This is a genomic window from Aliivibrio sp. 1S128, assembly GCF_001691065.1.
GTDB lineage: Bacteria > Pseudomonadota > Gammaproteobacteria > Enterobacterales > Vibrionaceae > Aliivibrio.
This window is the reverse complement of the sequence record NZ_MAJV01000102.1, coordinates 228,682-253,278: the sequence shown is the minus strand read 5'-3', so window position 1 is coordinate 253,278 and position 24,597 is coordinate 228,682. Positions and strand designations below refer to the sequence as shown.

Below are 24,597 nucleotides of genomic sequence, written 5' to 3'. Positions count from 1 at the left end.
TGGTTATAGCTGACAAGTATCGATTCATCGCGAATACCATGTCTTTTTGGAATAAACTGAGCATCGGTATAAATGGTATGAATCGTATTTCCTTCCTAAAATCTGGTGATTATGACTCATTTAAATTAGCGCAAGTGAGCTGGCGTTTTTGATTTATCACGCGTTAAATAATAATATAGATAAACAAGTGAGTAGACAGTAACAAAGCCATCCAATGCAAATACCCCACTCCATCCATAGAACCAGCTGTATTCATTAACACATACGTTATATAAGAATAATCCAACAAACATTGATTTCTCAAATGCACTGTAAATCATGGTTGAAGTACGTAATTGTTTGTATTTAGCCGAGAACATCAGCAACACACCAATACAACCAACCATTATCCCCCAATGTTGATAAGTTGCTTGAAGGTACTCTTTGTTCTCCATCATCGCGTCGTTGTAAAAAAAGAGGTTTTGCATGCTCCATTCTGGCGCTAAAAACGTCAAGAATGCCGTTGCGGTTAAAAATCCTGTCCCCAATAAATAGGCTTTCATGGTTTTTTCAAAAAAACGTTCTAACATAATTCAACTCTCAAAAAGTGGTTATAAACTAAGTATAGGAATTACTTTCCAATAATGCTCATTACAGCGGCTTTAAAATCGTTATTTCCAACTGAAAACAGATGTTTTATTTGGTGATCATCACCGCTTGTCATCACTGTTTTTGCGTGTGAAAAAGTAACGAACCCTTCGTGTCCATGATAATTACCTTTACCAGATTCCCCTATCCCACCAAAAGGCGCATCATCGACTGCTAAATGGAATACACAATCATTAATACACATACCACCAGAGTGAACCGTGGTTTTAATTCGATTCTGTAGCACTTCATCAAATGACATCAAGTACAACGCCAACGGACGTGGCTTGTTTAAAATAAGGTTAATCGCATCATCTATATGTTGGTAAGTCAAAATAGGCAGTAATGGCCCGAAGATCTCTTCCTTCATAATTGTTGATTCTAAACTTGGATTGATTACTAAGTGAGTCACTAAACGATGTTGAGGCTCGTCAATGCTGTCACTGTGACACGCTTCGATTCGTGTGTTCGCCGTAATTTCTTCATTCAATAGCCCATTAATGCGCTCAAACTGACGTTGATTAGCAATAGAAGTCAGATTGTCTGAATGCACACCACGAGCAAATAAGGTTTGGTACTGTTTTTTGTATTCAGTAATGAAGGCTTCTTTTTTATCTTCAGGCAGTAATACGTAATCTGGTGCAACACACATTTGGCCATTATTCAGACTTTTTCCATAAATTATGCGCTCTACGGCTAATTCCATAGAAACATCATCCGCGATAATCACTGGTGACTTACCACCAAGCTCTAAGGTCACTGGTGTTAAGTTATCTGATGCTGCTTTCATCACTAAGCGTCCAACTTGAGTCGAACCAGTAAACAATAAATGATCAAACGCCAGTCCTGTAAAGTGCGCAGAGATACCCGCTTCACCTTCAATTACATTCACTTCGTCTTTCTCAAACACGGTGCTTAATAGTGTAGACAGTACGTGGTTGGTATTTGGCGTGAACTCACTCATCTTTATCATTGCTCGGTTACCGGCCGCAATGGCTGAGATTAATGGGCCAACCGATAACATGATAGGAAAGTTCCACGGAGTCACAATGCCAACAACACCCATTGGTTGATAGACCACCTCCACACTTGAAGACGACAACAATGGGCCTGCGTTTCTGACTGAAGGCGCCATCCATTCAACCAAATGACTGATGGTGTGATCAATATTTCCAATACAAGGCAGTAGATCTGCAATCAACGTATCTTGCTCACTACGCTGGCCATAATCACGATTCATTGACTCACAAATCTGGTCGCAATGATCAATCAAAGCCACTCTTAGCTTAGTTAGTTTTTCGATTCGTTGTTCAAGCGAAGGCATTGGGCTCTGAGAAAATGCCGCCTTCATTGTTGTCAATGAATGTTCCATACCTTCAATCATCGTTTCGTTTTTCATAAGTCACCTCGTTATTGGATTGACTGCAGAATACACAATACAAACCAGTCGGTCTAGCGTTTTTTTGTCAGGGTTTTGTTAATTGTTATGACTTCTTATTTTTCTCTCTCAGTTTGGATTTCACTTTTTTATACACTAGGCTTTATATGAAGAACACAAAATAGCCTAAAAACAAGGATGTGAAAATGACTAGAATTCATGCACTTTCTACCAGTTTACTTGCTCTCTCTTTTGTTGGTACTTCTGCTTTTTCAGAGGAGATGAATACAGAAAAATCCGGATGGGAACACAGTGTCGAGATCTATGCGCTTGCACTCAATATTCGAGGCGACAGTACGATTGGCAACCTTTCAGCTGACGTTGATGTTGATCCTAAATTCATCATGGATCATATCGACATGGGGGCTATGCTTAGACTTGAAGGCATTTATGATAATCAATGGGGTTATTACATTGATTACAGTTACATGAACCTAAGCGCGAGTACTAATTCTGTACTTAACACGAGTCTAGAGTTACTTAAAGGTAAGACTGAAATACGACAAGGTGTACTAGAAGCCAAAGGTTTCAAACGTTATCAATACGATTTTGGTTCTATTGATTATATGTTTGGTATACGTTGGTGGGATAATGACATTGATGCCAAGTTATATACCACCAACGGAAATTTGTCGTCAAGCAAAAGCTTAAATGAAGATTGGGTGGATTACTTAATTGGTGCACGTTGGATAAATGACATTACTGATAAATGGCAATTTCACGCCAGTATTGATGCCGGGTTAAGTGGCGATACCAGCTTCACAAGTTCGGTATTAACTGGGGTGCGATATGAAATGAACGAATGGTCAGATTTAAACATGGCGTATAAATCCACTTGGGTTGATTATGATAATGAAGGCACATTCACTTATAACACCGCGTCTCAAGGTTTCCTTGTTGGTGTTGGATTGTATTTCTAAAGTCTCTACCCTACCTCTTAATAATGGCAAAACTAGCGAAAAAAAGAGGCACTCAATTGAGCGCCTCTTTTTTATTTAATCAACTTATTGTGCGTTTCTATAAAGAAAGAATCACACCTGCAATCGCAGCACTCATTAAGTTCGCTAATACGCCAGCAGTGATTGCTCGGAAACCCATTTTAGCAATGAATGAGCGACGCTCTGGTACTAAACTACCCAAACCACCAATCAAAATCGCCATGGTTGAAATGTTCGCAAAACCACACAAGGCAAAAGTCACAATAGCTACTGAATGATCACTTAATTGATCTTTCACTTCCATCAACTGAATAAAGGCAACAAACTCATTAACTACGATCTTATTACCAATTAATGAACCCGCAAGGATCGCTTCGTTCCATGGCACACCTAATAGGAAAGCCACTGGTGCAAATACATAGCCAAGGATCAATTCAAAGCTCAGATTTAAACCGAATAAATCACCCACGTGACCTAATAAGCCATTTAGCAATGCAATCACACTCACGAACGCTAATAACGTTGTACCAACAGCGACTGCAATACGTAAACCAGACATTGCACCATCAGCTAGTGCTTCAAATACATTGGTTGCGTGATCGATTTCTACCGATGTAATTTCATCATCATTATTTTCGTCATCACCCGGTGGAACCATCATCTTAGCCATTAATAAGCCAGCTGGTGCCGACATGAATGCCGCTGAGATAAGGAAGTTAAGATCCACACCAAGTGATGCGTAACCTACCATAGTACCGCCAGCCACTGAAGCCAAACCACAGGTCATCACCGCAAAGAACTGCGAATCACTCATGTGCTTTAGGTACGGTTTTACTACTAGTGGGGCCTCAACCATACTTACAAAGATATTTGCCGTCGCTGCAAGTGATTCTGCGCGTCCTGTGCCTAATAAGCGTTGTAATCCACCGCCAATAAAATTGATTACTCTAGGCATAATACCAAGATGGTAAAGCGCAGAAATAAGGGCAGAGAAGAAGATGATAATACCAAGAACGTTAACGGCAAATACAAAGCCGACTTTACCCGTTGCTAAACCACCAAACAAAAAGGCAATGCCCTCTTGTCCATATTCAATAACGCCTGAAACGCCTGCAGTTACTGAGTTTAAAACTTCTTTACCTGCTGGAACGTAAAGTACCAACAGAGCAAATAAAATTTGTAGACCAAACGCCAAAGAGACAGTTCTTAAAGGGATATTACGGCGATCAGTCGAACATAGGTAAGCAAATAGTAAAATGGCAAAAATACCAAGGAAAGATGTCATGATAGAAACCTGTGCTATCGAAAATGAGCCTGCATTCTAATGCGCAAAGGTTTGCGTGCAAGTCGGGTTTGCTAACACTCTGTTAATGGTGATTTAGATCACATTTTGTAGGCCTCGTTAACTAATTGATTTATAGCATAAGAAAAGAATATAGAAAGGGGATTGTTGCCGTATGGAAAAGATATTTATTTCAAGGCTGATAATAGATTTAAGTCATTGATTAAAAAGACATCATTGCGCTGTATTTTATTTAATCAATGACAATGTTGAACGAATCAAACGTTGATTATAACTTAACCCGTTTCATTAGCGCTTTGTCCCAATATGGCGGTTGTCCAATGTGCTCTCGTAAAAAATCAATCACCGCACTTATCTTTCTTGGCAGGTGTTTACGGCTTGGGTAAACCGCGTAAATTGGCATTTTTTGACTCGCTTTCCAGTCGGGTAAAAGCTGAATCAATTTGCCATCATTAAACTCATTGGTAAGTAAGTAACTGGCTAAATACGCCACGCCCCATCCTGAAATAGCGGCATCTCTTACCGCTTCAGCTAAATCGACACGGTAATTACCAGATACCTTCACACACAATGCTTCATTACCTTTACTGAAATCCCAATTACTGTAATCACGGTGACGGCTTTGATACGTTAAGCAATTGTGCTCAGTGAGATCTTGAGGATGATGAGGAACCGCTTTATCAATCAAATAATCAGGTGATGCTGCCAATACAAAATGCGAATCCGCTAATCGCTGTGCAACGTAACCTTCTGGTAAGTCTTCAAAGTTGGTTACCCAGAGATCTAGACCGTCTTTAAGCATATCTGCACGATGATCGAACAAACGAACTTCGACCTGAAGATCTGGATATTGGTGACGTAATTTATCTATCGCTGGGATAATATGCATAGTACCAAAAGACTGTGATAACCCTAAACGCAAGATGCCCGCGACATCATCACGTTCATTATCCATAATGGCACTGGCTTCGGTCATCGCACTGTACATCTTTTCACAATACAAATAGAACTGTTGCCCTGCATCAGTCAGTGTTAACGAGCGTGTCGTGCGCTGTACTAACTTAACGTTAAGCTCTGCTTCTAATATTCCCAGCTGCTTACTCACATGAGAGGTAGATACGCCCATTTGTTTTGCGGCAGCAGTAAAGCTTCCCGCTTTGGCTAGGGCGTAAAATATCACCATTTGGCTGGCACGATCATGCATCTCTCTTGTCCTTTAACTCAAAGGGTATCTGGGCGGCGGATAATAACATCTACTCAGACAGTTAAAATAAATGATAGCAAAAATACTGCATTTAAAATGAGATAAGTTCACTAGTGCTTACCCCAAAGTCATTACTAGCCAGTAAATAACAAAATGATAGATGTGTCACTAAAATAAAGTAACGGTGATTCCATTTCACAGCAAAGTGAGTCTTAGCACATTAAATTGGTTTTTATTAAGTCAAACTCATGCAATATTATTTTATTCTGGGGGATTCATGAAAGAAGTAGAATTTAGGACAATTGATCGACTATTTATAAAAATGTCAGTTAATGATAAGATGTGGGTGATTTTTGGATTATTTTTAATCGCAATAACATCAACAGCAGGCGCTCGCTATTTCAACAGTATTGAACAAATTGAAGCTCAATCCATTACTGCTGTAGAATATAAACTTCAAGGCATATTATCCAACCCCGATGTTGATACACTTTCATCATCTCTTGTTAAAAGTAACCGTGTTCAATCAACTAAATATATTAACGGAACGGTTACTGCAAGTGCATCTCACTCTTCTGGTCAGGCATTCTCCTTAACAGAAAATGTAAAAGCACTTGAGAATGGTAAAAAGCAACAAGCCCTTACTTCTTTTTTCTTAACTTATCTGTGGGCTATTCCTGTCGGTATTTTTATCTATTGGGTTGCCACTTTCCTTGGTGGTGCATTATGGGTTCTATTTACAACTACAGAGAAAATCGGTGCTGGCGATCTTACTTCACGATTAAATTTTCATCCTGGTCGTGATGAGTTTGGTAGCATTGGGTGTGCTTTAGATAAATCGATGGACACGCTTACCGAGCTTGTTGTTAGTGTAAAAGATAATGTAGAGACACTTACTCGTACCTCTTCTTCTTTTGAAAAAGAAATGAAACAAAGCGAGGAACAAATAGCAAATCAATATGCATCTCTCGATTCAGTTGCAACCGCAATGGAACAAATGACAGCATCAGCACAAGAAGTGTCTAGTATTGCTAAAAAAGCCACCACGCAAACCGATCAAGACGCTAAGCACATTAATTCGAGTGACGAACGCGTTCAGCAAGCTATTAATGAAATTGCTCAACTGTCTCAGTACATTGAAAAAACATCAAATTCAGTGGCTACTCTGAATGAGAATACCACTCACATTAACGATGTTATAACTACAATAAATGCAATTTCTGAACAAACTAATCTGCTTGCATTAAACGCTGCCATTGAAGCGGCTAGAGCTGGAGAACAAGGTCGTGGTTTTGCCGTTGTTGCTGATGAAGTAAGAACATTAGCAAGTAGAACTCAAGCGGCTACTGTAGAAATTCAAGTGATGATTGAGAAATTGCAATCAGAAAGCCAACATATCGCGAACATCACCCAACAGACGGTAAACCAAGCTCACACAAGCAGTAATTTGATTTCAGATATCGGTAATAATGTAAGCACTATTGCTAACTCTGCAACTGCATTAATGGACATGAGTATTCAAATTTCAACGTCTTCTGAAGAGCAAAGCGCGGTAGCTAATGATATCGCCTCAGAATTAAGTGATATTCGTATTCAGTCAAGCAGAGTAAAAGCAGTCGCAGAGCAATCATCTGACCAAATTTCTCACATCACACAAGCATCACTTTCTCTTGGTGAAGCTCTAAAACACTATCGTACTATCTAGTTTGTATCGTATTAGGTAATTAGGCGCTTAATTAATAAGCGCCTAATTTTTATTTATAATCTATCTTTCCACAAAAGCCGCCGTGCTTTTAATTAAGTTTATGCATTATCATGCTAACTTTTGATACAATCCATTATCTGTCTTTTCCTCATACAGAGCTGCATATTAATACTGCAGAAAATAAACATATCTCTGAATTAGTCGCCCAAGGAAAAGCCTGTATAGGGTTTATGCTCTGTGACGATGCTCTTCCTCAAAAAGTGGAGCTTGGCTTGGTGGGTTATTTACCTATTTCGATGGTAGCCAATAATAATCATCCCTTGCATTCACAAGATTCTATTCATCTCAATGAATTAAAGCGATACCATCAAATATTACTGACTAATATGCATAGCCCTTGGAATGTTCATTTTGCATTTTCCGTAGACATGTTTGAACAATAAAATACGATTAATCATTCAATTCTACTTCTCAGTAAAATATTCTAGTAATATCTGGTGCCATTCTGTTGTTTCTCGGATCTGCAGTAAGGCGCGATTAATATCTTCTTCATATTCGCTGTTTTCAATTAAAACTAGACCATAATTCTGTTTTTCAAGTTGGTATGGCAATACAACTAAATCAGAAAAGTTATTTTTTCCCTTTCCTTTCTTTATCATGTAGCGAAGTACTGCATCATCGGCAACAATCGCATCGACTTGATCATTTTCTAATGCCAATAATAACTCATCCATAGTTTGATAATTTTCATGAGCAATACTGTGATCAGCCAACAATAGTGATGCCGTTGTGGCTTGCTTTGTTCCTGTTCTGAGCTTAGATAAATCATTCACGTTTTTCACATCAAATCTTAATTGTTCTAATGTGAGTGAACTGGTCAAAATAGCGGTGATACTGGCAATAAATACTGTGGAGAACATGGCGATCAATACCGTCATCACTCGTGCCGATAACGTTTTAAACTCAAAGTAATTAAACGGCCCTTTTGTGATGAATAAAACCCCTAAGATCAACGCTTCTGCCAAGCGACCTTTCTTGGTTGGCATTGAATATAATTTGTCATTATTTTTTCGTTCTAACAAATAAAAGAACCCACCGACGCTAATCGCAACAGTGAAAAAAATACCTATCGCTTTCCATAAGGTCGGGTTAGTGACAATGCTAATAAACGTATCGAAATAGCTACGGCTTTTCACCGCAATAGCCAGATGCGTTTCGTAGAAAGAATGAGAGAAATCGACCCGTCCCTCACGATCAGGCGTGATAGAGATACAGGATACACCAACGTCAATGTCACCTTTTTCTGAGGCTAACAGCAAATCATCAAGTTCGTAGTTCTGTAAGGTATAAGTCGCGCCCATGATCTCAGCAATACGTTCCCACAACGTCATGCTTAGACCTGCAAACTCTTGACCTTTGTCGTGAAAAATAAACGGTGGGCAATGATATGTCCCTACTTTAAGCTCGGTATTCGCTTGGCTTTTTTCTATTCCTCCAATCATCGCCGCCACGAAAATAACCATTGAAATAACACAATGACGGAAACCCCTTTTCTCATCAAACATACCACTCTCCCATGTATCCTCGAAAACGCCCTACTGAATTGATTCTCTTATTAAAAGGTAGCAGTTGAATGGTGATTATTCGACTTATAGATCTCAATACTCAGCAATAAATACAAAAAAAACCCTTTGATTCTGATAACCAAAGAGGATTCTAATTAAGATACGTTTTTTAATGATAAAAGACTAACTCTGGCTCACTCGCCCTCTGCCTTTCCACTGAATCACAATCAAACCCAGCATAATCATAATGCCGAGAAAACCGACACCAAAAGGATTAAGCATGACTAATGGGATGGTAAAAAAGGCCAATAACCTTTCAACTCTGGTTAGTGGACGCAGTAAATACCCTTCAATAAAGATAGCTATCGCAATAATGATCGTTAGAGTTTGTACGATAGAAAAACCAAGATCCATCGCACTGGCATCAGAATTAACTAAATTGGTATACGCCATCATGATTGGAATAATGAATAACCCACCAGCCAATTTAAACGCCTCAACAGAAGACTTCATTGGATTAGCATTCGCAACACCGGCACCGGCAAAGGCAGCTAAAGCAATCGGAGGAGTCACATTTGAGGTTTGCGATAACCAAAACACAATAAGATGTGCTGTTAATAATGGTAAACCAAAATCACTTAACATTGGCACCGCCATTACCGCTAATACAATATAGGCCGCAGTCACGGGTAATCCCATGCCTAACACTAAAGCAACAAGGCTTATTAACCCTAAAGCTATTAGCATGTAACCGCCAGAGAAATCCATCACAAATTGAGTGAATTGCAAACCAATCCCAGTTTGTCCAACGACCCCAACTATAATACCGGCAGCACCACACGCAGCGGAAATAGGTAATGCCATTAAGGCACCGTTTTTCATGCCTTCAATGAATTTTTTCAAGCCAATTCGGCTGTGCTTACGCAATGCCGCAGTCACTAGAATAGCGGCACAACCAGCCACACCGACCAGTAATGGAGAGTAAGCCATCATAAGTAATGTTGTGATCAGTGCTAATGGAATTAAATGGTGCGCGCCATCTTTCATCACGCTCATTACGGCTTCTGTTCGACTTACGGCTTTAAGATCAAGCTTACACGCCATTAAATGCACGTATAACAAGGTACAGAAGAAATACAAAATCGCAGGTGCGATAGAGGCCAACATGATCTCGCTGTAAGGTACGCCTGTAAACTGTGCCATTACAAACGCACCTGCCCCCATGATTGGTGGCATAATTTGCCCGCCCGTTGAGGCCGCGGCTTCAATCCCTGCGGCTTGCTCTGGTTTATAACCCAACTTTTTCATCATAGGAATGGTGATTGAGCCTGTGGTCACAGTATTTGCAATTGCAGAACCTGAGATTGAACCTAACCCTGCTGAGGCCAATACGGCTGCTTTAGCTGGACCACCACGATATTTACCAGCAATGGAAAACGCCAAATCAATAAAGAATTTCCCTGCTCCTGTGACTTCTAAAAATGCCCCAAATAAAACAAAGATAAAAACCGTTGTTGCTGCGATGCCTAAGGCTGAACCAAAAATACCGTTAGCAGAAAATATTTGAAATTGAATGAGTTCTTGCAGAGAGTACGACTTTATCGCAAAGCCACTTGGTAACAAGTCACCAAACGCACTGTAAGATAAGAATAATACCGCGATAAGCACCATCACCCAACCGACCGTTCGACGACATCCTTCCATTAATAAGAGAATTAATGAACACCCTGCAATCATGTCTGGCAGTTGTAGTCCATAAAATAGATGGTTGATGTCGTTGTAATCAAATATCGACATTCGATAAGCTGCGAAGACAATCAGACCACATAAAGCGAGATCAACGACTCGTCCTACAAGGTATAAATGGCTTTTTCGATTACTAATTAATGGGTAATGCAAGAAAATAAGAATAAGCACCCAACAAAGATGTATAGGGCGAAAATACGTCGCAGAAATGGTCGAGCTAATGCCCTGCCAAATTTGAAACATTGAGAGCGCAACAGCAATACCTAAAATGAGATATCCAAATACATTTACTGTTTTTTCATGAGGTAAATGCTCTATATCAGGTTGATTTTTATCGGTCATAATATCCATATTAATGCCTTTGGATAAAGTCAGAAAAGAAGAAAAGGCAAGCGAGACACTTACCCTTTCGTTTTGCGTGTATTTGGCGCTTATTATTTCATGATTGAATCAAGATATTTTTGAGCACCAGGATGAAGAGGGACACCTTGTAAGCGATCTGCATTTTCAGGTGTTGTCATCTCAGCCATTTTCACCACTTTACGAACATCACCGATATTTTCATACGCGGCTTTCGTTAAGTTATAGGCCATGTCATCACTCATTTTTGCGTTTACAACTAATACGTTCCATACGCTTAATGTCGATACTTCACCTACATTGTTGTATACACCAGCAGGCATATCGTACGTGCTGTATGCAGGGTATTTTTTCATGAACATTGCACTTTCTTCTGGTGTAATTGAAAGCACTTTAATTTTATGCGTTAGCGCAATTTGAGTTACGGCCCCTACGCCTTGACCACCCACAATAAAGCCTGCATCAATTTGACCATTCGCAAGCGCATTAGTCGTTTCAGAATAATTTAAATACACGGCATCAATGTCTTTTTTTACATCAATACCTAAAGATTCAAGCAAAGCAGCAGACGTCACAGCCGTACCACTGGCAGGAGCCCCTAAAGACACTCGTTTGCCTTTTAGTTGTGATAATGACGTAATGCCTGACTTTTCAAGAGTTAGTGTATGCACTAGGTTTGGGTACAGTGCAAAAAGGGTGTTTACTGGCATTTTTTTCGGAAATTTACCTTTGCCATTGTAGGCATCAAGCACGACATTCCCCATTGAGATACCTGCGATCATATCGCCACGTACCACTTTGATTGTGTTCTCTACTGAAGCGGCTGTCACTTCCGCTTTCGCATTCACATCGGGTACATGTTCTGACCACACTTTTGCTAACGCACCACCAAACGGATAATAGATCCCACTCTGTCCACCCGTACCAATTGAATAGTTCTCAGCGTTTACCGCTGATGGCAATATAAGCATTAAAGCCAATAGTAAATTACGTTTAAGCACAATCATCTCCTTGATTATTAGGCTTTATCTAGATATCACCACTAGATAAACCCGTTTATAATAGATTAATTTATCAGCAAGCTCACATTACTCGCGGTGAAACTAAAGTCCAATAAATTACACAACAAATGTGAACTAAGTGTTAAATTATCGTATTTACATGGTCTTATAAAGAATAAAAAAGGGCAATCAATTTTCTTGATTACCCTTTACGTTATTTTATCTATTCATCCTATATATCGAGATTAAAAATCAAGGCGATATACCGATGTCGTTCCACTTACTTCATTGCCAACCGCAATAAAATGCTGATTTAGGCGCGTAAAATATTTTATCGATTCAGGTCCTAAATCTCCGGCTTTAGGGTTATAAATACCATTTTGGCATTCGCCCTCTTCATCCACTTGCGTGCATACAGGCTCATCAAAGTTTCGATTATTTACATACGTAATAAAGCGAGAGGCTTTAGGTTCTGTTACGTCATACACCACCACGCCACCTTGACGCTCTAGGCCTATAAACGCATATTGATGCCCATTAATATTAGCGACTTCGATGGCTTCTGGCTCTGCGCCTTTATCATCACTGCGATCATCTGCACTGCTGTTATTGTCATTAGTACTATTGAAATTTTCTTTATTCTTTTCAAACACAACACGAGCAAACTCATCGCCGCTATCAAATACAAGCTCTCCAGATTCATCCCAAATAGAGAATGAACGACTGCCAAACGCTTGTACTTTTTCATCAGCCGCTAACGTGCCTTGCGGCTTAACCACTTTTAAACGGGCTAGCTGATTTTTATCTTTCAATGCCGATGCTAATGGATGATTATTATCAACATCTAATTTTTTACCACGAATTTCATCAACGTAAGCAATACAAAAATCTTGTTTAGTCACATATTCGGCAGTGCCCTTGTAGTCATCTCCATCCCACTCATACGCTTTTTCATCACACTGTTTCTGGGTTGTTTGGACCCCATATTCTCGGCCATCACCTTCGTTAGCCGTCACAATATAAGTATTACCATTAACGCTATAACTTGTGATGCTGTCTGGCATATACAACCCTTCAAGCATTGGGTAATTTTGGAAATTTCCTAGTGTTTTATCTTTATTTGAAGCGTCTAATTGAGCGTTTTCCCATGATTTTCCACCCAAACCAAAAATACCATCAATCGATGCACTTTTTACATCAATCGCAGCTAATGCATTGTTCTCTTGCAATGCGACATACAGTTTACCGTTATCGGCAAAAGTGAGGTATTCAGGTTCGAGATCTTGGGAAACGCTTGCCGTCGGTGCAGAAATACGAACGTTATCGGTTAACTCTGAATGACGTGAGCCCCCCTTATCAAACGCATTAAAATCAAGTTGAGTCACTAACGCATTTAGTGGCCCATTAGTGATATCAATTAACGTTACGCTGCCTTCAGGGTCAATCAAATAATCAGCATTAGGTTCACCTTCATTTGCAGAAGCAATATAGCGGCCATCTTTAGAGAAACTCACCATGTCAGGTAAAGCCCCTGCGGGGTATGTCGTGAGTAGTTCAAGAGAATCCGATCGGAACAAAGCAATAATGCCATTCTTCTGTTTATCTTTGTTTTCAATCGCAACAGCAACCAACCCACTATGAGCAGAGACACTGTTTGCTGCACCAATCTCAACCCCAGACTGCTTAGCGGCTGATTGAAGGTCAATATACCCTGCCGCCTTTGGTTGGCTATTGGCATCAAGGGTTAATACATCAATCTTTTTAGCTTGAGCGTTTACTACATACAACTTATCAGTACACGAGTCGTAGCTGACGATCTCTGCTGCTGAGGTAACGAAGGGGGCATCAGCGATGGATGATCCTACCAACGTCAGCCCGCTAATTTCTAAACTGCCGCGCTTTGGTTCTTCTTGTGATTTACATTGAATACCAAAAGTGTCTATTGCTGAAAATGTATTTTCTGATGTTGGTATATTTGATTGTTGGCTACAACCTAATAATGCTGAAGTGACCACCGCTAATGTGGTTAAAGTGAGTGTATTACGATTCATGTATCCTCCATGATCAATTTGATTTGGCGATCATAGAATGGTTATGTGACAGTTTGTTTTCGGATTTATTTCAATTTAAAGACAAGAATAAGATTACTCTCTCTGAATAAAATACAAAAACAAAAAAAGGCAATAGCTTAATACTATTACCTTTTTTTGGACCCATACGTTTATTTTGTATGATGTCTTATTTCTTATTTTTTGTATCTAGCCAAAGTCGATGTTAATAAGTGTTACTACTTTCTTTTATTTAAATAATGATATCAAACTATTGGAACGACGTACAGTTAAATTAAGTTAAACATTAAAAACGGCCACCATTTTTAATCAAACCATGGCCATGTATTTGATACATTTTTACGAAAAATAAAGGGTTATAGAACCATACTCGAAAAAATGAAACCAAAGATAATACTAAATACCATACTTAATAGACCTGGGATCATAAAGCTGTGGTTGAATATGTATTTACCAATCTTAGTCGTACCCGTGCGGTCAAAGTCAATTGACGCAATGATTGGACCGTAGTTAGGAATAAAGAAATAACCATTTACAGCAACAAACGTTGCGATAATAACTTCAGGTGGAAGACCTAACGTGATACCAACAGGCACTAATACTGCCGTTGTCGCACCTTGGCTGTTCACCATTACAGATAAACCAAATAATGCAAAAGCAAATGTCCAAGGAGCAACTTCAACTAAACCTGAAACCGCTTCTTTAACCATTGCATCATGACCAGCAATAAACGTGTCACCTAACCATGCGATACCAAAGATAGCAACGATTGCACGCATACCAGCATGGAACACAGAACCTTGAGTGATCTCGTTACCATCAGGTTTACAAAGTAAGATAATAAATGCGGCCATTGCTAACATGACGATCTCGATCGTATGTGCCATGCCCATTGGCGAGCCATTGAAGTTAGGACGTAATGATGGGAATGCCCCCATAACCACAACCACTACGGCACCGAATAAGAACAGACCTACTGCTTTTTTAGCACCAGGTTTAATCTCAATATCCTCAACCTTAACTTCTTGTTCCATCTCGCTACGGAACTTAGGATCTTCCATACGACGTTGGTATTCAGGATCATCCTTCAAGTCTTTACCAAGCTTGTTTACGATAACGCAAGCAGTAGCCAAACCGAAGAAAGTACCTGGAATTGTTATCATCAACACATCTGCTAATGTAATGCCTTGAGGCTCTAAAAAAGCAACCAAAGCAACAACAGCTGCGGCAATTGGACTTGCAACAATCGCAAATTGTGATGCAATAACAGCCATACCTAATGGACGTTCAGGACGAATGCCACTACGACGGCTTACTTCTGCAATTACAGGTAATACAGAATAAGCAACATGCCCAGTACCAGCTAAGAAGGTGAACATATACGTCACTAAAGGTGCAATGAAAGTAATGTGACGTGGGTTTTTACGTAAAATATTTGAAGCAATCTTAATTAAATATTCAAGACCACCAGCCGCTTGCATTGCTGCTGCTGCTGCAACAACGGCCATGATCATCAACATTACATCAATAGGTGGACTTGTTGGCTGTAAACCAAAAACAAAACTCAGTATTGCTAAACCAATACCGCCCATAACACCCAAACCGATACCACCAATTCGAGCACCAATTAAAATACAAACTAGAACGATTAAAAACTCAATTAAAAACACATCAATCTCCCTGATGATAGATTTAATATAATTAATTTTTTAAATTACAGGGGTATACCGTTAGTAATTTAAACTCCAAAAATCGCAGGGATAATAGTCCTGTTATTCATTAAATAAATAGCGGCAGATCACACATTATTAAGAATTATATAAATATAAGATGAAATATATAAACCATTGTTATGCCTAATGTTTAGTTAGTACAAATCGCTAACAAATGATTTACTTTTATTGTGTTTTTGGTGAGGTTTTATATAAAGTAGTACAAGCGGATGAACATACAGGAACTATGGCATATTCGATGACGTTTAATGTGGAATTATGAGAAAGAAGAGGTAAATAACAACTACCTCTCCTTTACTTAAGAAGCAAAACAGACAAAATTCTTATCTTCATTTTTAATACGGTTCTGGAAATACAATTGACCATCATCAATCATGTATTTTAGATCAAACTCAAACCCTTTTAGGGATTCAATATCTCGAATAAAAATAGGCGCATTCTTAGGCTGCCTATGCCAATCTATTTTCTTATAAACCAGTGATATTTTATTCTTAGCAACCGTTTTGTATCCTAATTCATAAAGCAATTCGTACTTTTCCCTATCTCCGTTTTTAAACACTAACTCGCCTGATTGATAGAGTGTTAAATTCGAAGACGAAGCAAAATCAAATAAATCTCGTTCAAGAATTTCTTGATACTTTTCATAAGGTGCTGAAGTGAAGCCCGTCGACAATTCATTGCAAGACCAACGAGTTCCAGAAAACTCGGTATTCTCAGGCATCCATTTATAAATACCGGCCCCAATTAAAATTAAGAATAGGACTAGATTTACTATTCGCATATTAATTTCGCTCTTTTTAGGCCCTTCGCAATAATGCCCGGTAAATTTTCATGTGAAAACTTACTTAATGAATAATTACTATTACGGTTGCTGTTTTTTGCAACAATATACCCTTTCAATGAATAGGTATCATCATCGTACACAGAGTCATACATACGGATATAAATTTCAGCATTACACTCAACTAAATTTAAAGATTCAAGACCAGATTGAATAGCTTCAATATTATCTTTACCTCTTGTGTTATTCAGTATGTAGAAATCTGTATTTTTTATCTCAAAATGATTGTAATTTTCTTTCACTAAAAAATAAGGAACAGACGATGCTTTCTCATACCAGCACACTGCGGCGATTAGTGAGCATAAACAAAAAGCGATTAATGCCGATTTCAAAGAGGGCTTTGTTAATAATTGCACGCGAGAACGGCCAACGTCTGTCGTCGACAACACCGGCACATCGTGACTGATTTCGACATTCTCATGAACCATTAAGGGTTCTTCAACTTGAGGTGACACCAAAACCGCTTTCGGTTCGATATCATCAATAACTGGCGGTATAATTTTTGGTTCAACTACCGGTTGCATAACGACGGTTTCATCTACGGTCAGTAAGTACCCTACTTTACTGACGGTTTTTATCGCAATGCCTTCTGCCTCTAATTGGATAAGATTACGTCTTAATCCGGAGATAACATTCGTTAAGGCTTGATCGGTAACAATCGCCCCTTCCCAACAAACATCAAACAGTTCATCACGATCGATGCAATTTCCTTTTTGCTCTAACAATAATGTGAAGACGTTATAAGGCAAAGGCCTAAGTATAATGGCATCATCCGCATTATTACTTAACCTTCTTGTCGCGGGTTCTAAAACCAAATTTGCAATTGTGATTTTCTGCATCTAGGCCTAACGATTAGTGATAATTTAAATAAAAAACTAAAAACACGCTGAAAAAACAAACATTTAAACATATAGCGTGAAGTCTACCGCAATTATAAAACAAATCAATAACAGACTCTTTATTTGATGTTAAATCATAGAATTATCTTTTAAAACATTTAGTTATATCATTCAACAAATTGTGTTATCAGTTAAATTTAGATTTTTATAAAAACGACAAATCAAATAAAATTCAAATGTTTGCTGTTAGTGTGGAACTTATTTAGTTTATTTTTTTCGTGTTCTTATAATTCAACCAACTTTTAAGCACCCCATTATAGAATGAGAACCTCATGAAAAAAATCATATTATTACTCACACTCTTTTCGGCATTTACAAGCGCTAACGATAACATTTCAGGCTTTTACCTAGGTGCTGGTCTTGGTACTACAACTTTTGATGATGGTGGTGCTTTTGATTATAGTGGCGTATCTATTGATACTGATGACTCAACCATTAAATTTATTGGTGGCTATCAATTCAATCGTATTGTTGCTGTAGAAGTGCAATATACAAATTATGGTGATGTTACCGTTAACCACCCTTTAGCTAAATCAAAAGGCTTTAAGGGATTGGCAATTGAGTCATCTTCTCTTTCACTTGCAGCAAATCTTGGTTACACCTTTGATAGTGGCTGGCGTCCATTTGGAATTATTGGTTTAGGTTCACTAGAATCTTCAACAAAAGTATTAGGCCATTCTTTTAGTGATAATAGCACCACTTTCCATTATGGCGCAGGAGTTGAGTACGCACCAAAAGCTCTCCGTGGTTTAGCTTTCCGTGTCGCTTATGAGGGAGACATTTTCGTTGAAGAAAACGACTACGATTACTATAGCTATTCTGATGATTACGCTATGAACATTGGTTCATTTTACGCTGGCGCAACTTACAAATTCTAATAATAACGATTGTTGGCTAGGCAATTAATCTGTGGGTAGTTTTCGACTGCCCATTTTATTCCTCCTCTAATCACTCTATATATCTAAAAATAGACCTATAATTTATCTCATCACCTTTGTGCTCATTGCATTTTTCATGGCTCACTTACTTATATCAGTTCTAGGCAACACAACCTTTTAATATATTAAGAGAATTTAAATGAAAATACTCATTACCGGATTAACTATCTTTATTGCAATCCCTACGCTTGCCTATGCTGCACCATTGGTAACGCCAAATGAAGCGGGTGTTGCACAAGATCAGGATTACTACACTCAAGATGTACGTAATACTCGCCTTATTTTCACCGAAGAAAACAAACAACACGCCGAACATGCCGCCGGTGTTGAGAGCATATTACAACCAGCTTATGAGGACACCTTTGGCTATCAAATGGATGACCGTTTAAATGTTGGCTTGATGTCATCTTATAATCAAATTGCCAATGGTTTTTCAACTCAATTCCCACTTAACCGACAAATCAACTATATGGGTGGAGCACAACTTCCCGACTATTTCTCATCAAGCTCTTGGCTCGACACCTTATTATTTCATGAAACCGCTCATGATTATCAAATGAACGCGAAAGATAACGTAGTTTCTAAGTCTATGTTTGCTGTTCTTCATAATGGTTCTATTGGACCTATTGGCATCATTCCTGCTGTATTACCTAACTCAACCTCTTCCAGTTTTATGCTTGAGGGTAATGCAGTTTTAAATGAATCTTGGCATGGTCAAGGGGGGCGACTTTATAGTGGTCGATACCGAGCAATGACACATGTGCACGCTAAAGCCGGTAACTTATCGCCAGAGCGCCTTTATAACGACACGCTTTTCTTCCCGTATGGAGAAAGTGCTTATGTTTTCGGTTCTCAGTACCAATATTATCTAGCAGAAACTTACGGCCTAGATGTCACTAATAAGTATTTCAAAAATCGATCTCAACATTGGTTATGGCCTTTCCAAGTCAACAGACCAATGAAACAAACGGTTGGAGAAGATTTTGATACCACTTTCGCGGCATGGGTTAAACAAGAAACCCAAGAAGCAAAAGAGATGCAATTAGCACAAGGTAAAATCGTTGCCCGCTCTAAATATTATGGTGAACTGAATACCCAGCAAGGCAATATTCTTTTCTTAACCAACCCGACTGCTGTTCGTGCGCCAATGCTTGTTCATTATGATTTAACCAATAATGAAATAACAAAAGAAAGCAGCAGCTTAGATATGGGGAAAGTCTATTACAACCAAGATAAATACTATACGGTTTCAGGACGTCGCACTTCGGTTTGGCGTACCACTCAAGGTTTATTTGATAACGATGCCCAAATTAAGGAAGGCAGCGAAGGTCGAGTACATCAAGGCTATATGAACGATGGCAAAGAGGTTTATTTCAAAACCACAGAGTCTTTTGTTCAACCTCAACTCTATGTTGGCGACCAGTTTTACAGCGCAGTTAATTCATCGGTCTTAGTTAAAAATGACAACCTCTATTACTTTGTCCAAAAAGGCAATGACCGAACTTTATACCGAAATAAAGAAGCGATCTTAACCCTGCCCGCTTTCTATACCATCGTTAAAGATGTAGATAGCTCAGGCAGAGTGTACTTTATCGCAAACACTGAAACAGGTAGCTCTCTTTATCGAACTAAAGATGGCAAAGTTGAGCGCGTTCTTAATGCAGACAATGTCATTGATGCTCGATTAATTAATGATGATAAAGTACTCGCAACCGCGATCTCTGCAGATGATTACTATTATGTCGTTGAAGATATGGCGATAACTGCAGAAGCGCCTTATCAAGTTACGCTTTTTTGGGATGACAAAGGTGGTCTAGCCGATCAACAACAGCAGAAATTAGCGAATATTGAAGATAAACCACTCAACACTGAAACGTCTTATGGGCTTTTCAACAACATTCACTACACCCGAGGGGCGTTAACGGCTGGTGCGGTAACTGAGAAAGAGGATAACGGTGATAGTAAACAAAAATTGCGCTACAACGCGACATTTGAGTTTTCTGACCCTCTACAGCGCAGTACCTATAGTTTATGGGCTATGAATGATGATGAATACAGTGATTTGATCGGTGCTGGTTTCAGCAATAACCAATTTTTCATTATGGGTGGTGTTCGTGCTTATTATGTCTTAAATGACAATTACTCTGATACTCATATCCAAAAAGATCAAACTCGAAATAGCGGTATTGCTGCTCAATTACGTTTGCCTTTCTTGCAAACAGGATTTTGGAATGCAGAGATCTCAAGTAATTTCTATCAAGATTATAAATTAGACGAACGTGAACCCTTATCTGCTCAATTAGATATTTCTCGTACCGAGCATTACGGCAATAGCTGGCTATTAAACAAAGAAGCGGCTGTGTCACTCTATGGTGTTCAAGATCGACATGACATGATTCACGGTGCTTCTTTATCTTTTGGTACTGATTTACCATCAGAGTTTTACATTAATCTATCAGGTAAATATTCAGCCAGCGATACAAACAAAGCAGGCATATATGAACGTCGAGGTGTCGAGCTAACACAAGGCAGTGACTTTATAAATAATGACCCTAGCAGCTTTATTATGCCATCACTTAAAGACGATGCCTTTGCTGAAACCGCTAGCTTGGCTGAGTTAACACTTTCAAAAGTGATCAACTTATCTGCTTATTCTTTCAAAGGTCCAATATCACTGCGTCGTGAAATGATTGAGTTTTCTTATCGACGTTATGATTTAGGGAGTGTAAATACTCTGGGTGATGTGGATGTTAACCAAGGCGTTGTTGGACTTCATTTTGATACGTTAATTATGAATGCATTACCGATTGGATTTTACACGCAATATATTCACAATGATGATAATCCAATCACCGATAAAAACAGCTTTCAAGCAGGATTCTCGGTTCCATTATAATTGCTAATATATAAATACAAAAATCCCCTTACTTTTTAAGAGTATGGGGATTTTTTGTATTTATGACGAAACTTATTCAGTGCGTATTTGAAGGTAAATTAACGATCAAGCTATTGGCGCGACTTTCTTCTTATCAAAGATCACATAAGCCATGTATCCCACAATCACAATATTAATAATGAATGCACCGATACTAAGAATACTTGTGCGGAAAATAATTTCATACAGCTCAAACGGGATATAGATTGCTCCACTCACCAAAGCAAACCATTCTGTCCACACTTGCGCTCGCCATAATCCATAAGCTTCAACCAGCCTAATGATTGAATACACCACTGCACCAATGGTAAAAAATAGGATTTTTCCATCAGTTAATCCACTCGCGGCATTAATAAATACACTGGATAAATGACTTGCCGGATTTAAGTGCAAACGACTCACTATTAACTCAGCTAAATGGCGTAAATTATGACCCGCTAAAGCATGTACCCCAAAAGCAACTAATAGAGATACAACCCCCTTACTTGCTTCCAATACGGCAACCGCACGTAACCCTTTCTTTATTGTTGTCATACTGACCTCTTTCAACTCACTATTTCTCTGATGACAAAAGTCATTAATAGAGTGAGTATCCTCCTTAAATACCATTTTTAAAAGAGTATAAACCCTTATAAAAGAATGAAATATCACAGAATTTAAGACTATTGTTAATATTAACAATTAAGGCAACAGACGCCTTTACAATAACGAGTATAACGTTACCAAATATTAACCAAACCAACGACTAACATAAGTCATTAGCAAGTTAAGTACATTCATATTTTCGCGGTTAGTCATCCACTTTATGTAGACCTGCTACACTTCTGCTGACGCTTTTAACACTCTTGATTGTCGGTTTAGCAATAAGCTAATAAATACCGCTAGCACAACAGGTAAGAACCAACTCGCATGAGCCGAAAATAAAGGGACGTAACGAGTTAAAGGTGTTGATAAAAATTCAGGTAATAAGCCCAAGATATGCAATGCATCTAATCCACCAAATACAACGCTAATTATCACAACACTAACGTATGAAATGGTGTTGTGTTTTGTCGTAGGTAAAAACCATGCCGCTAATACTAAAGCAATCGCCACTGGGCACAGTATAAGTATGGCAGGTAAGCTGATGGCTAGAATTTGCTCTAAACCAAAATTGGCAACAATGCCTGTCATCGCAGTCACAACAGTTGCACTAATTGCAAACGGAATACGAAATGTTTGTTGACTGTATTCTGCACATGCATTGGTTAATCCTACGGTTGTAGTTAAACACGCCATGATGATAATACCTGCCAATAAGTATTGCCCTAAAGGTCCAAATATCGCAGCAACATAACGCGTTAATAGCTCTCCACCATTAGTTGCGCCTTCAGCAATAGAGGTTGATGTTGCACCAACATAGGCCATTGCTAAGTAGCACGCAGACATTAGTAGTGCATAAATTAACGTGACTTTAAGTGTGGCTTGAAAAACATCTTGCGCTGACTCACAGCCTTTATCACGAATGGCTTTAATAATTACCCAACCAAATCCAACAGCCGCAATCGCATCCATCGTCATGTAACCTTGAATCAAACCACTTGTGATGGCTTTATTCTGATAACTGGCACTCGGATCACCAAGGACACCTAATGGCGTAATAATGGCAGCTAATGCTAACGCAGCAAGCATTAGAACAAGCAGTGGTGTCATAACCTTTCCAATGTAATCAACCAACTTACCTCTTTGGAAAGCCAACAATAATGTTGCACCAACAAAGAGAGCGGAGAAAAGCATTAAATGATCACCAGAAAAGAAAGGCTTGATTCCCATTTCATACGCAACGGTTACTGCTCGTGGCATTCCAAACGCAGGACCAATGGCAATAAAAAGCAATACCCAAAAAGCAATGGCTAATGGTTTCGGTAACGCTTGAGTTAATTGACCACTGTCACTTAATCGCCCTAAAACAATTAATGTTAACGCAGGGAGTCCAACAGCAGTAAGTAAAAAACCAAGCATTGCAGGGAGAAATTGAGTCCCCGCTTCAAGACCTAAAAAAGGCGGAAAGATAATATTGCCTGCGCCAAGAAACATGGCGAAAGTCATTAAACCGATAGCAAGTAAATTTTGTTTTTTCAATGTCATAGTCCTTATTGCTATTGGGATTAACCCTAGTAGCTTTTATTGTGGACCGTCAGATTGGCTGAGAAAAACAAGAAGAGAATAAAGCAGTCTCCCATCAGCCTGGCTGACGGAAGTGCCGCCAGCCTAGTTAATAATCACTAGAATGACAGCAATAATAGATGATGTTACACGCGACACAGCACCGAGCACTATTTGGCACAAAGCAGCAAATTGTAGGGCTGTAGAAGAAAGCATGAATGTATCCTAGTCGTTTATCGTGGTAACCAATTCAATATATAAGTAATAAACTACATTGTAAACACCATAATAGTTAAAAATATCACTATTATTATTTTGCTTAGTTTGATTCACTTTAAGTGTTGGAAAATTCTATTCTTTCTGCCACCCAATCTAGAATGTGTTTTTATTCCTCATCAAGCATAGCAAGTAGCGTATCGCCAATTGATCACGCATAAGCGAAACTTTTTCATAACTTAAGGAAGCAAGAGCATTATGAGCAGAGTGATGGTTAAGACTCTATTTACTAATGCATTTGCAAATTCGTTATTATTTACCTACATTGAACTCACTTTCGTCATTAATAAAGGAACTCTCATGACAATGCTTTCTGATATCACTCTTACCCCTTTTTCTAATTCATTAAATGTTGCCATTCATTTAATGACTAAAGCAAAAGCGCATTTTGAGTCACAAAATCGAAATACAAATGACATCGTTGATCTTCAATTAGTTGATGACATGCTCCCACTTTCATTCCAAATAAATGCCATTTGTCAGCATACACTTCAAGCAACAAAAGCCGTATTAAGCAGTAACTTTTATATTCCATCACCTTTAGGTGAAATTGATTTTCATGGCTTAATTAAATTACTTCAAAATACACAAAAAGAGTTGAGTGAAATTACAGAAAATGAAGTGAATTCACGCTCAGGTGAAACCGTTATTTTTCACTATCCAGAACGACCAATGACCTTCACTGCTGATAATTTTATTACGTCATTCTCAACACCTAATCTCTATTTTCATCAAACAACGCTATATAACCTATTACGAAAAGAAGGGGTTCCGTTAAGTAAAATAGATTTTATTGGTGCGTTATCTCTTAGTCCTTCAGAATAAATATTACTTCATAAAAAAGCCCTGTTTAGTGAGCACTAAACAGGGCTTT

The 24,597-nt window shown here is 38.7% G+C and carries 19 protein-coding genes; 6 read left to right on the top strand and 13 right to left on the bottom strand.

Translation table 11 applies throughout. The annotated features are described in order from the left end of the window. Positions 1–125: 125 nt before the first annotated feature. Together A6E03_RS12975 and A6E03_RS12970 are read right to left on the bottom strand one after the other, a co-directional pair. Positions 126–569 carry a hypothetical protein gene (locus A6E03_RS12975; RefSeq protein WP_065601012.1) on the bottom strand — a complete coding sequence of 148 codons (444 nt, stop codon included), beginning with the start codon at positions 567–569 and terminating at the stop codon, positions 126–128. 41 nt (positions 570–610) lie between these two features. Then, on the bottom strand, positions 611–2,026 hold the full coding sequence (locus A6E03_RS12970; RefSeq protein WP_065601011.1) for a coniferyl aldehyde dehydrogenase: 1,416 nt from the start codon (positions 2,024–2,026) through the stop codon (positions 611–613). A 185-nt stretch (positions 2,027–2,211) separates the two neighbouring features. Here A6E03_RS12970 and A6E03_RS12965 point away from each other — a divergent pair, with 185 nt between their 5' ends. After that, positions 2,212–2,985 (top strand): hypothetical protein, encoded by a 774-nt coding sequence (locus tag A6E03_RS12965; protein ID WP_065601010.1) that lies wholly within the window; start codon positions 2,212–2,214, stop codon positions 2,983–2,985. A 97-nt stretch (positions 2,986–3,082) separates the two neighbouring features. Here A6E03_RS12965 and A6E03_RS12960 read toward each other — a convergent pair whose 3' ends face one another. Both A6E03_RS12960 and A6E03_RS12955 read right to left on the bottom strand, forming a co-directional pair. Beyond that, positions 3,083–4,288: a NupC/NupG family nucleoside CNT transporter gene (locus A6E03_RS12960; RefSeq protein WP_065601009.1), complete on the bottom strand. Its 1,206-nt coding sequence runs from the start codon at positions 4,286–4,288 to the stop codon at positions 3,083–3,085. Positions 4,289–4,574: 286 nt separating this feature from the next. Then, on the bottom strand, positions 4,575–5,510 hold the full coding sequence (locus tag A6E03_RS12955) for a LysR family transcriptional regulator (RefSeq protein ID WP_065591696.1): 936 nt from the start codon (positions 5,508–5,510) through the stop codon (positions 4,575–4,577). A gap of 277 nt (positions 5,511–5,787) precedes the next feature. Here A6E03_RS12955 and A6E03_RS12950 point away from each other — a divergent pair, with 277 nt between their 5' ends. Both A6E03_RS12950 and A6E03_RS12945 read left to right on the top strand, forming a co-directional pair. After that, a complete protein-coding gene (locus A6E03_RS12950) occupies positions 5,788–7,215 on the top strand; it encodes a methyl-accepting chemotaxis protein (protein ID WP_065601008.1) in 1,428 nt (475 codons plus the stop codon). A 110-nt stretch (positions 7,216–7,325) separates the two neighbouring features. After that, positions 7,326–7,658, top strand: coding sequence for a LysR substrate-binding domain-containing protein (locus A6E03_RS12945; RefSeq protein WP_065591694.1), 333 nt, complete (start codon positions 7,326–7,328; stop codon positions 7,656–7,658). Positions 7,659–7,679: 21 nt separating this feature from the next. On the opposite strand, the gene A6E03_RS12940 is transcribed toward A6E03_RS12945, so the two are convergent. The 7 genes from A6E03_RS12940 to A6E03_RS12910 all read right to left on the bottom strand — a co-directional run bounded on the left by A6E03_RS12940 (position 7,680) and on the right by A6E03_RS12910 (position 17,369). Then, positions 7,680–8,780, bottom strand: coding sequence for a transporter substrate-binding domain-containing protein (locus A6E03_RS12940; RefSeq protein ID WP_065601007.1), 1,101 nt, complete (start codon positions 8,778–8,780; stop codon positions 7,680–7,682). A 183-nt stretch (positions 8,781–8,963) separates the two neighbouring features. Continuing rightward, positions 8,964–10,877, bottom strand: coding sequence for a TRAP transporter fused permease subunit (locus A6E03_RS12935; RefSeq protein WP_065601006.1), 1,914 nt, complete (start codon positions 10,875–10,877; stop codon positions 8,964–8,966). A gap of 83 nt (positions 10,878–10,960) precedes the next feature. Continuing rightward, positions 10,961–11,893, bottom strand: coding sequence for a TAXI family TRAP transporter solute-binding subunit (locus A6E03_RS12930; protein WP_065601005.1), 933 nt, complete (start codon positions 11,891–11,893; stop codon positions 10,961–10,963). A 239-nt stretch (positions 11,894–12,132) separates the two neighbouring features. Beyond that, positions 12,133–13,938, bottom strand: coding sequence for a choice-of-anchor I family protein (locus A6E03_RS12925; RefSeq protein ID WP_065591690.1), 1,806 nt, complete (start codon positions 13,936–13,938; stop codon positions 12,133–12,135). Between the two features lie 374 nt (positions 13,939–14,312). Then, the gene (locus A6E03_RS12920) at positions 14,313–15,626 is read right to left on the bottom strand and encodes an anaerobic C4-dicarboxylate transporter family protein (protein WP_065601004.1); all 1,314 of its coding nucleotides are present in this window, start codon (positions 15,624–15,626) and stop codon (positions 14,313–14,315) included. Positions 15,627–15,987: 361 nt separating this feature from the next. Next, positions 15,988–16,470, bottom strand: a complete 483-nt coding sequence (locus tag A6E03_RS12915; RefSeq protein ID WP_065601003.1) for a hypothetical protein — start codon at positions 16,468–16,470, stop codon at positions 15,988–15,990. Then, positions 16,461–17,369, bottom strand: a complete 909-nt coding sequence (locus A6E03_RS12910; protein WP_065601002.1) for a winged helix-turn-helix domain-containing protein — start codon at positions 17,367–17,369, stop codon at positions 16,461–16,463. The genes A6E03_RS12915 and A6E03_RS12910 overlap by 10 nt, the downstream gene beginning before the upstream one ends. Before the next feature lie 332 nt (positions 17,370–17,701). Between A6E03_RS12910 and A6E03_RS12905 the strand changes: the two genes are divergently transcribed. Then, positions 17,702–18,307, top strand: a complete 606-nt coding sequence (locus tag A6E03_RS12905) for a porin family protein (RefSeq protein WP_065591686.1) — start codon at positions 17,702–17,704, stop codon at positions 18,305–18,307. 199 nt (positions 18,308–18,506) lie between these two features. Further along, a complete protein-coding gene (locus tag A6E03_RS12900; RefSeq protein WP_065601001.1) occupies positions 18,507–21,263 on the top strand; it encodes a hypothetical protein in 2,757 nt (918 codons plus the stop codon). Positions 21,264–21,368: 105 nt separating this feature from the next. Here the strand turns inward: A6E03_RS12900 and A6E03_RS12895 are convergent, their stop codons facing one another. Then, positions 21,369–21,836: a DUF2127 domain-containing protein gene (locus A6E03_RS12895; protein WP_065591684.1), complete on the bottom strand. Its 468-nt coding sequence runs from the start codon at positions 21,834–21,836 to the stop codon at positions 21,369–21,371. A gap of 282 nt (positions 21,837–22,118) precedes the next feature. Further along, on the bottom strand, positions 22,119–23,423 hold the full coding sequence (gene brnQ / locus A6E03_RS12890; RefSeq protein WP_065601059.1) for a branched-chain amino acid transport system II carrier protein: 1,305 nt from the start codon (positions 23,421–23,423) through the stop codon (positions 22,119–22,121). 498 nt (positions 23,424–23,921) lie between these two features. Here brnQ and A6E03_RS12885 point away from each other — a divergent pair, with 498 nt between their 5' ends. Then, the gene (locus A6E03_RS12885; protein ID WP_255310639.1) at positions 23,922–24,548 is read left to right on the top strand and encodes a DUF1993 domain-containing protein; all 627 of its coding nucleotides are present in this window, start codon (positions 23,922–23,924) and stop codon (positions 24,546–24,548) included. The last annotated feature ends 49 nt before the right edge of the window (positions 24,549–24,597 follow it).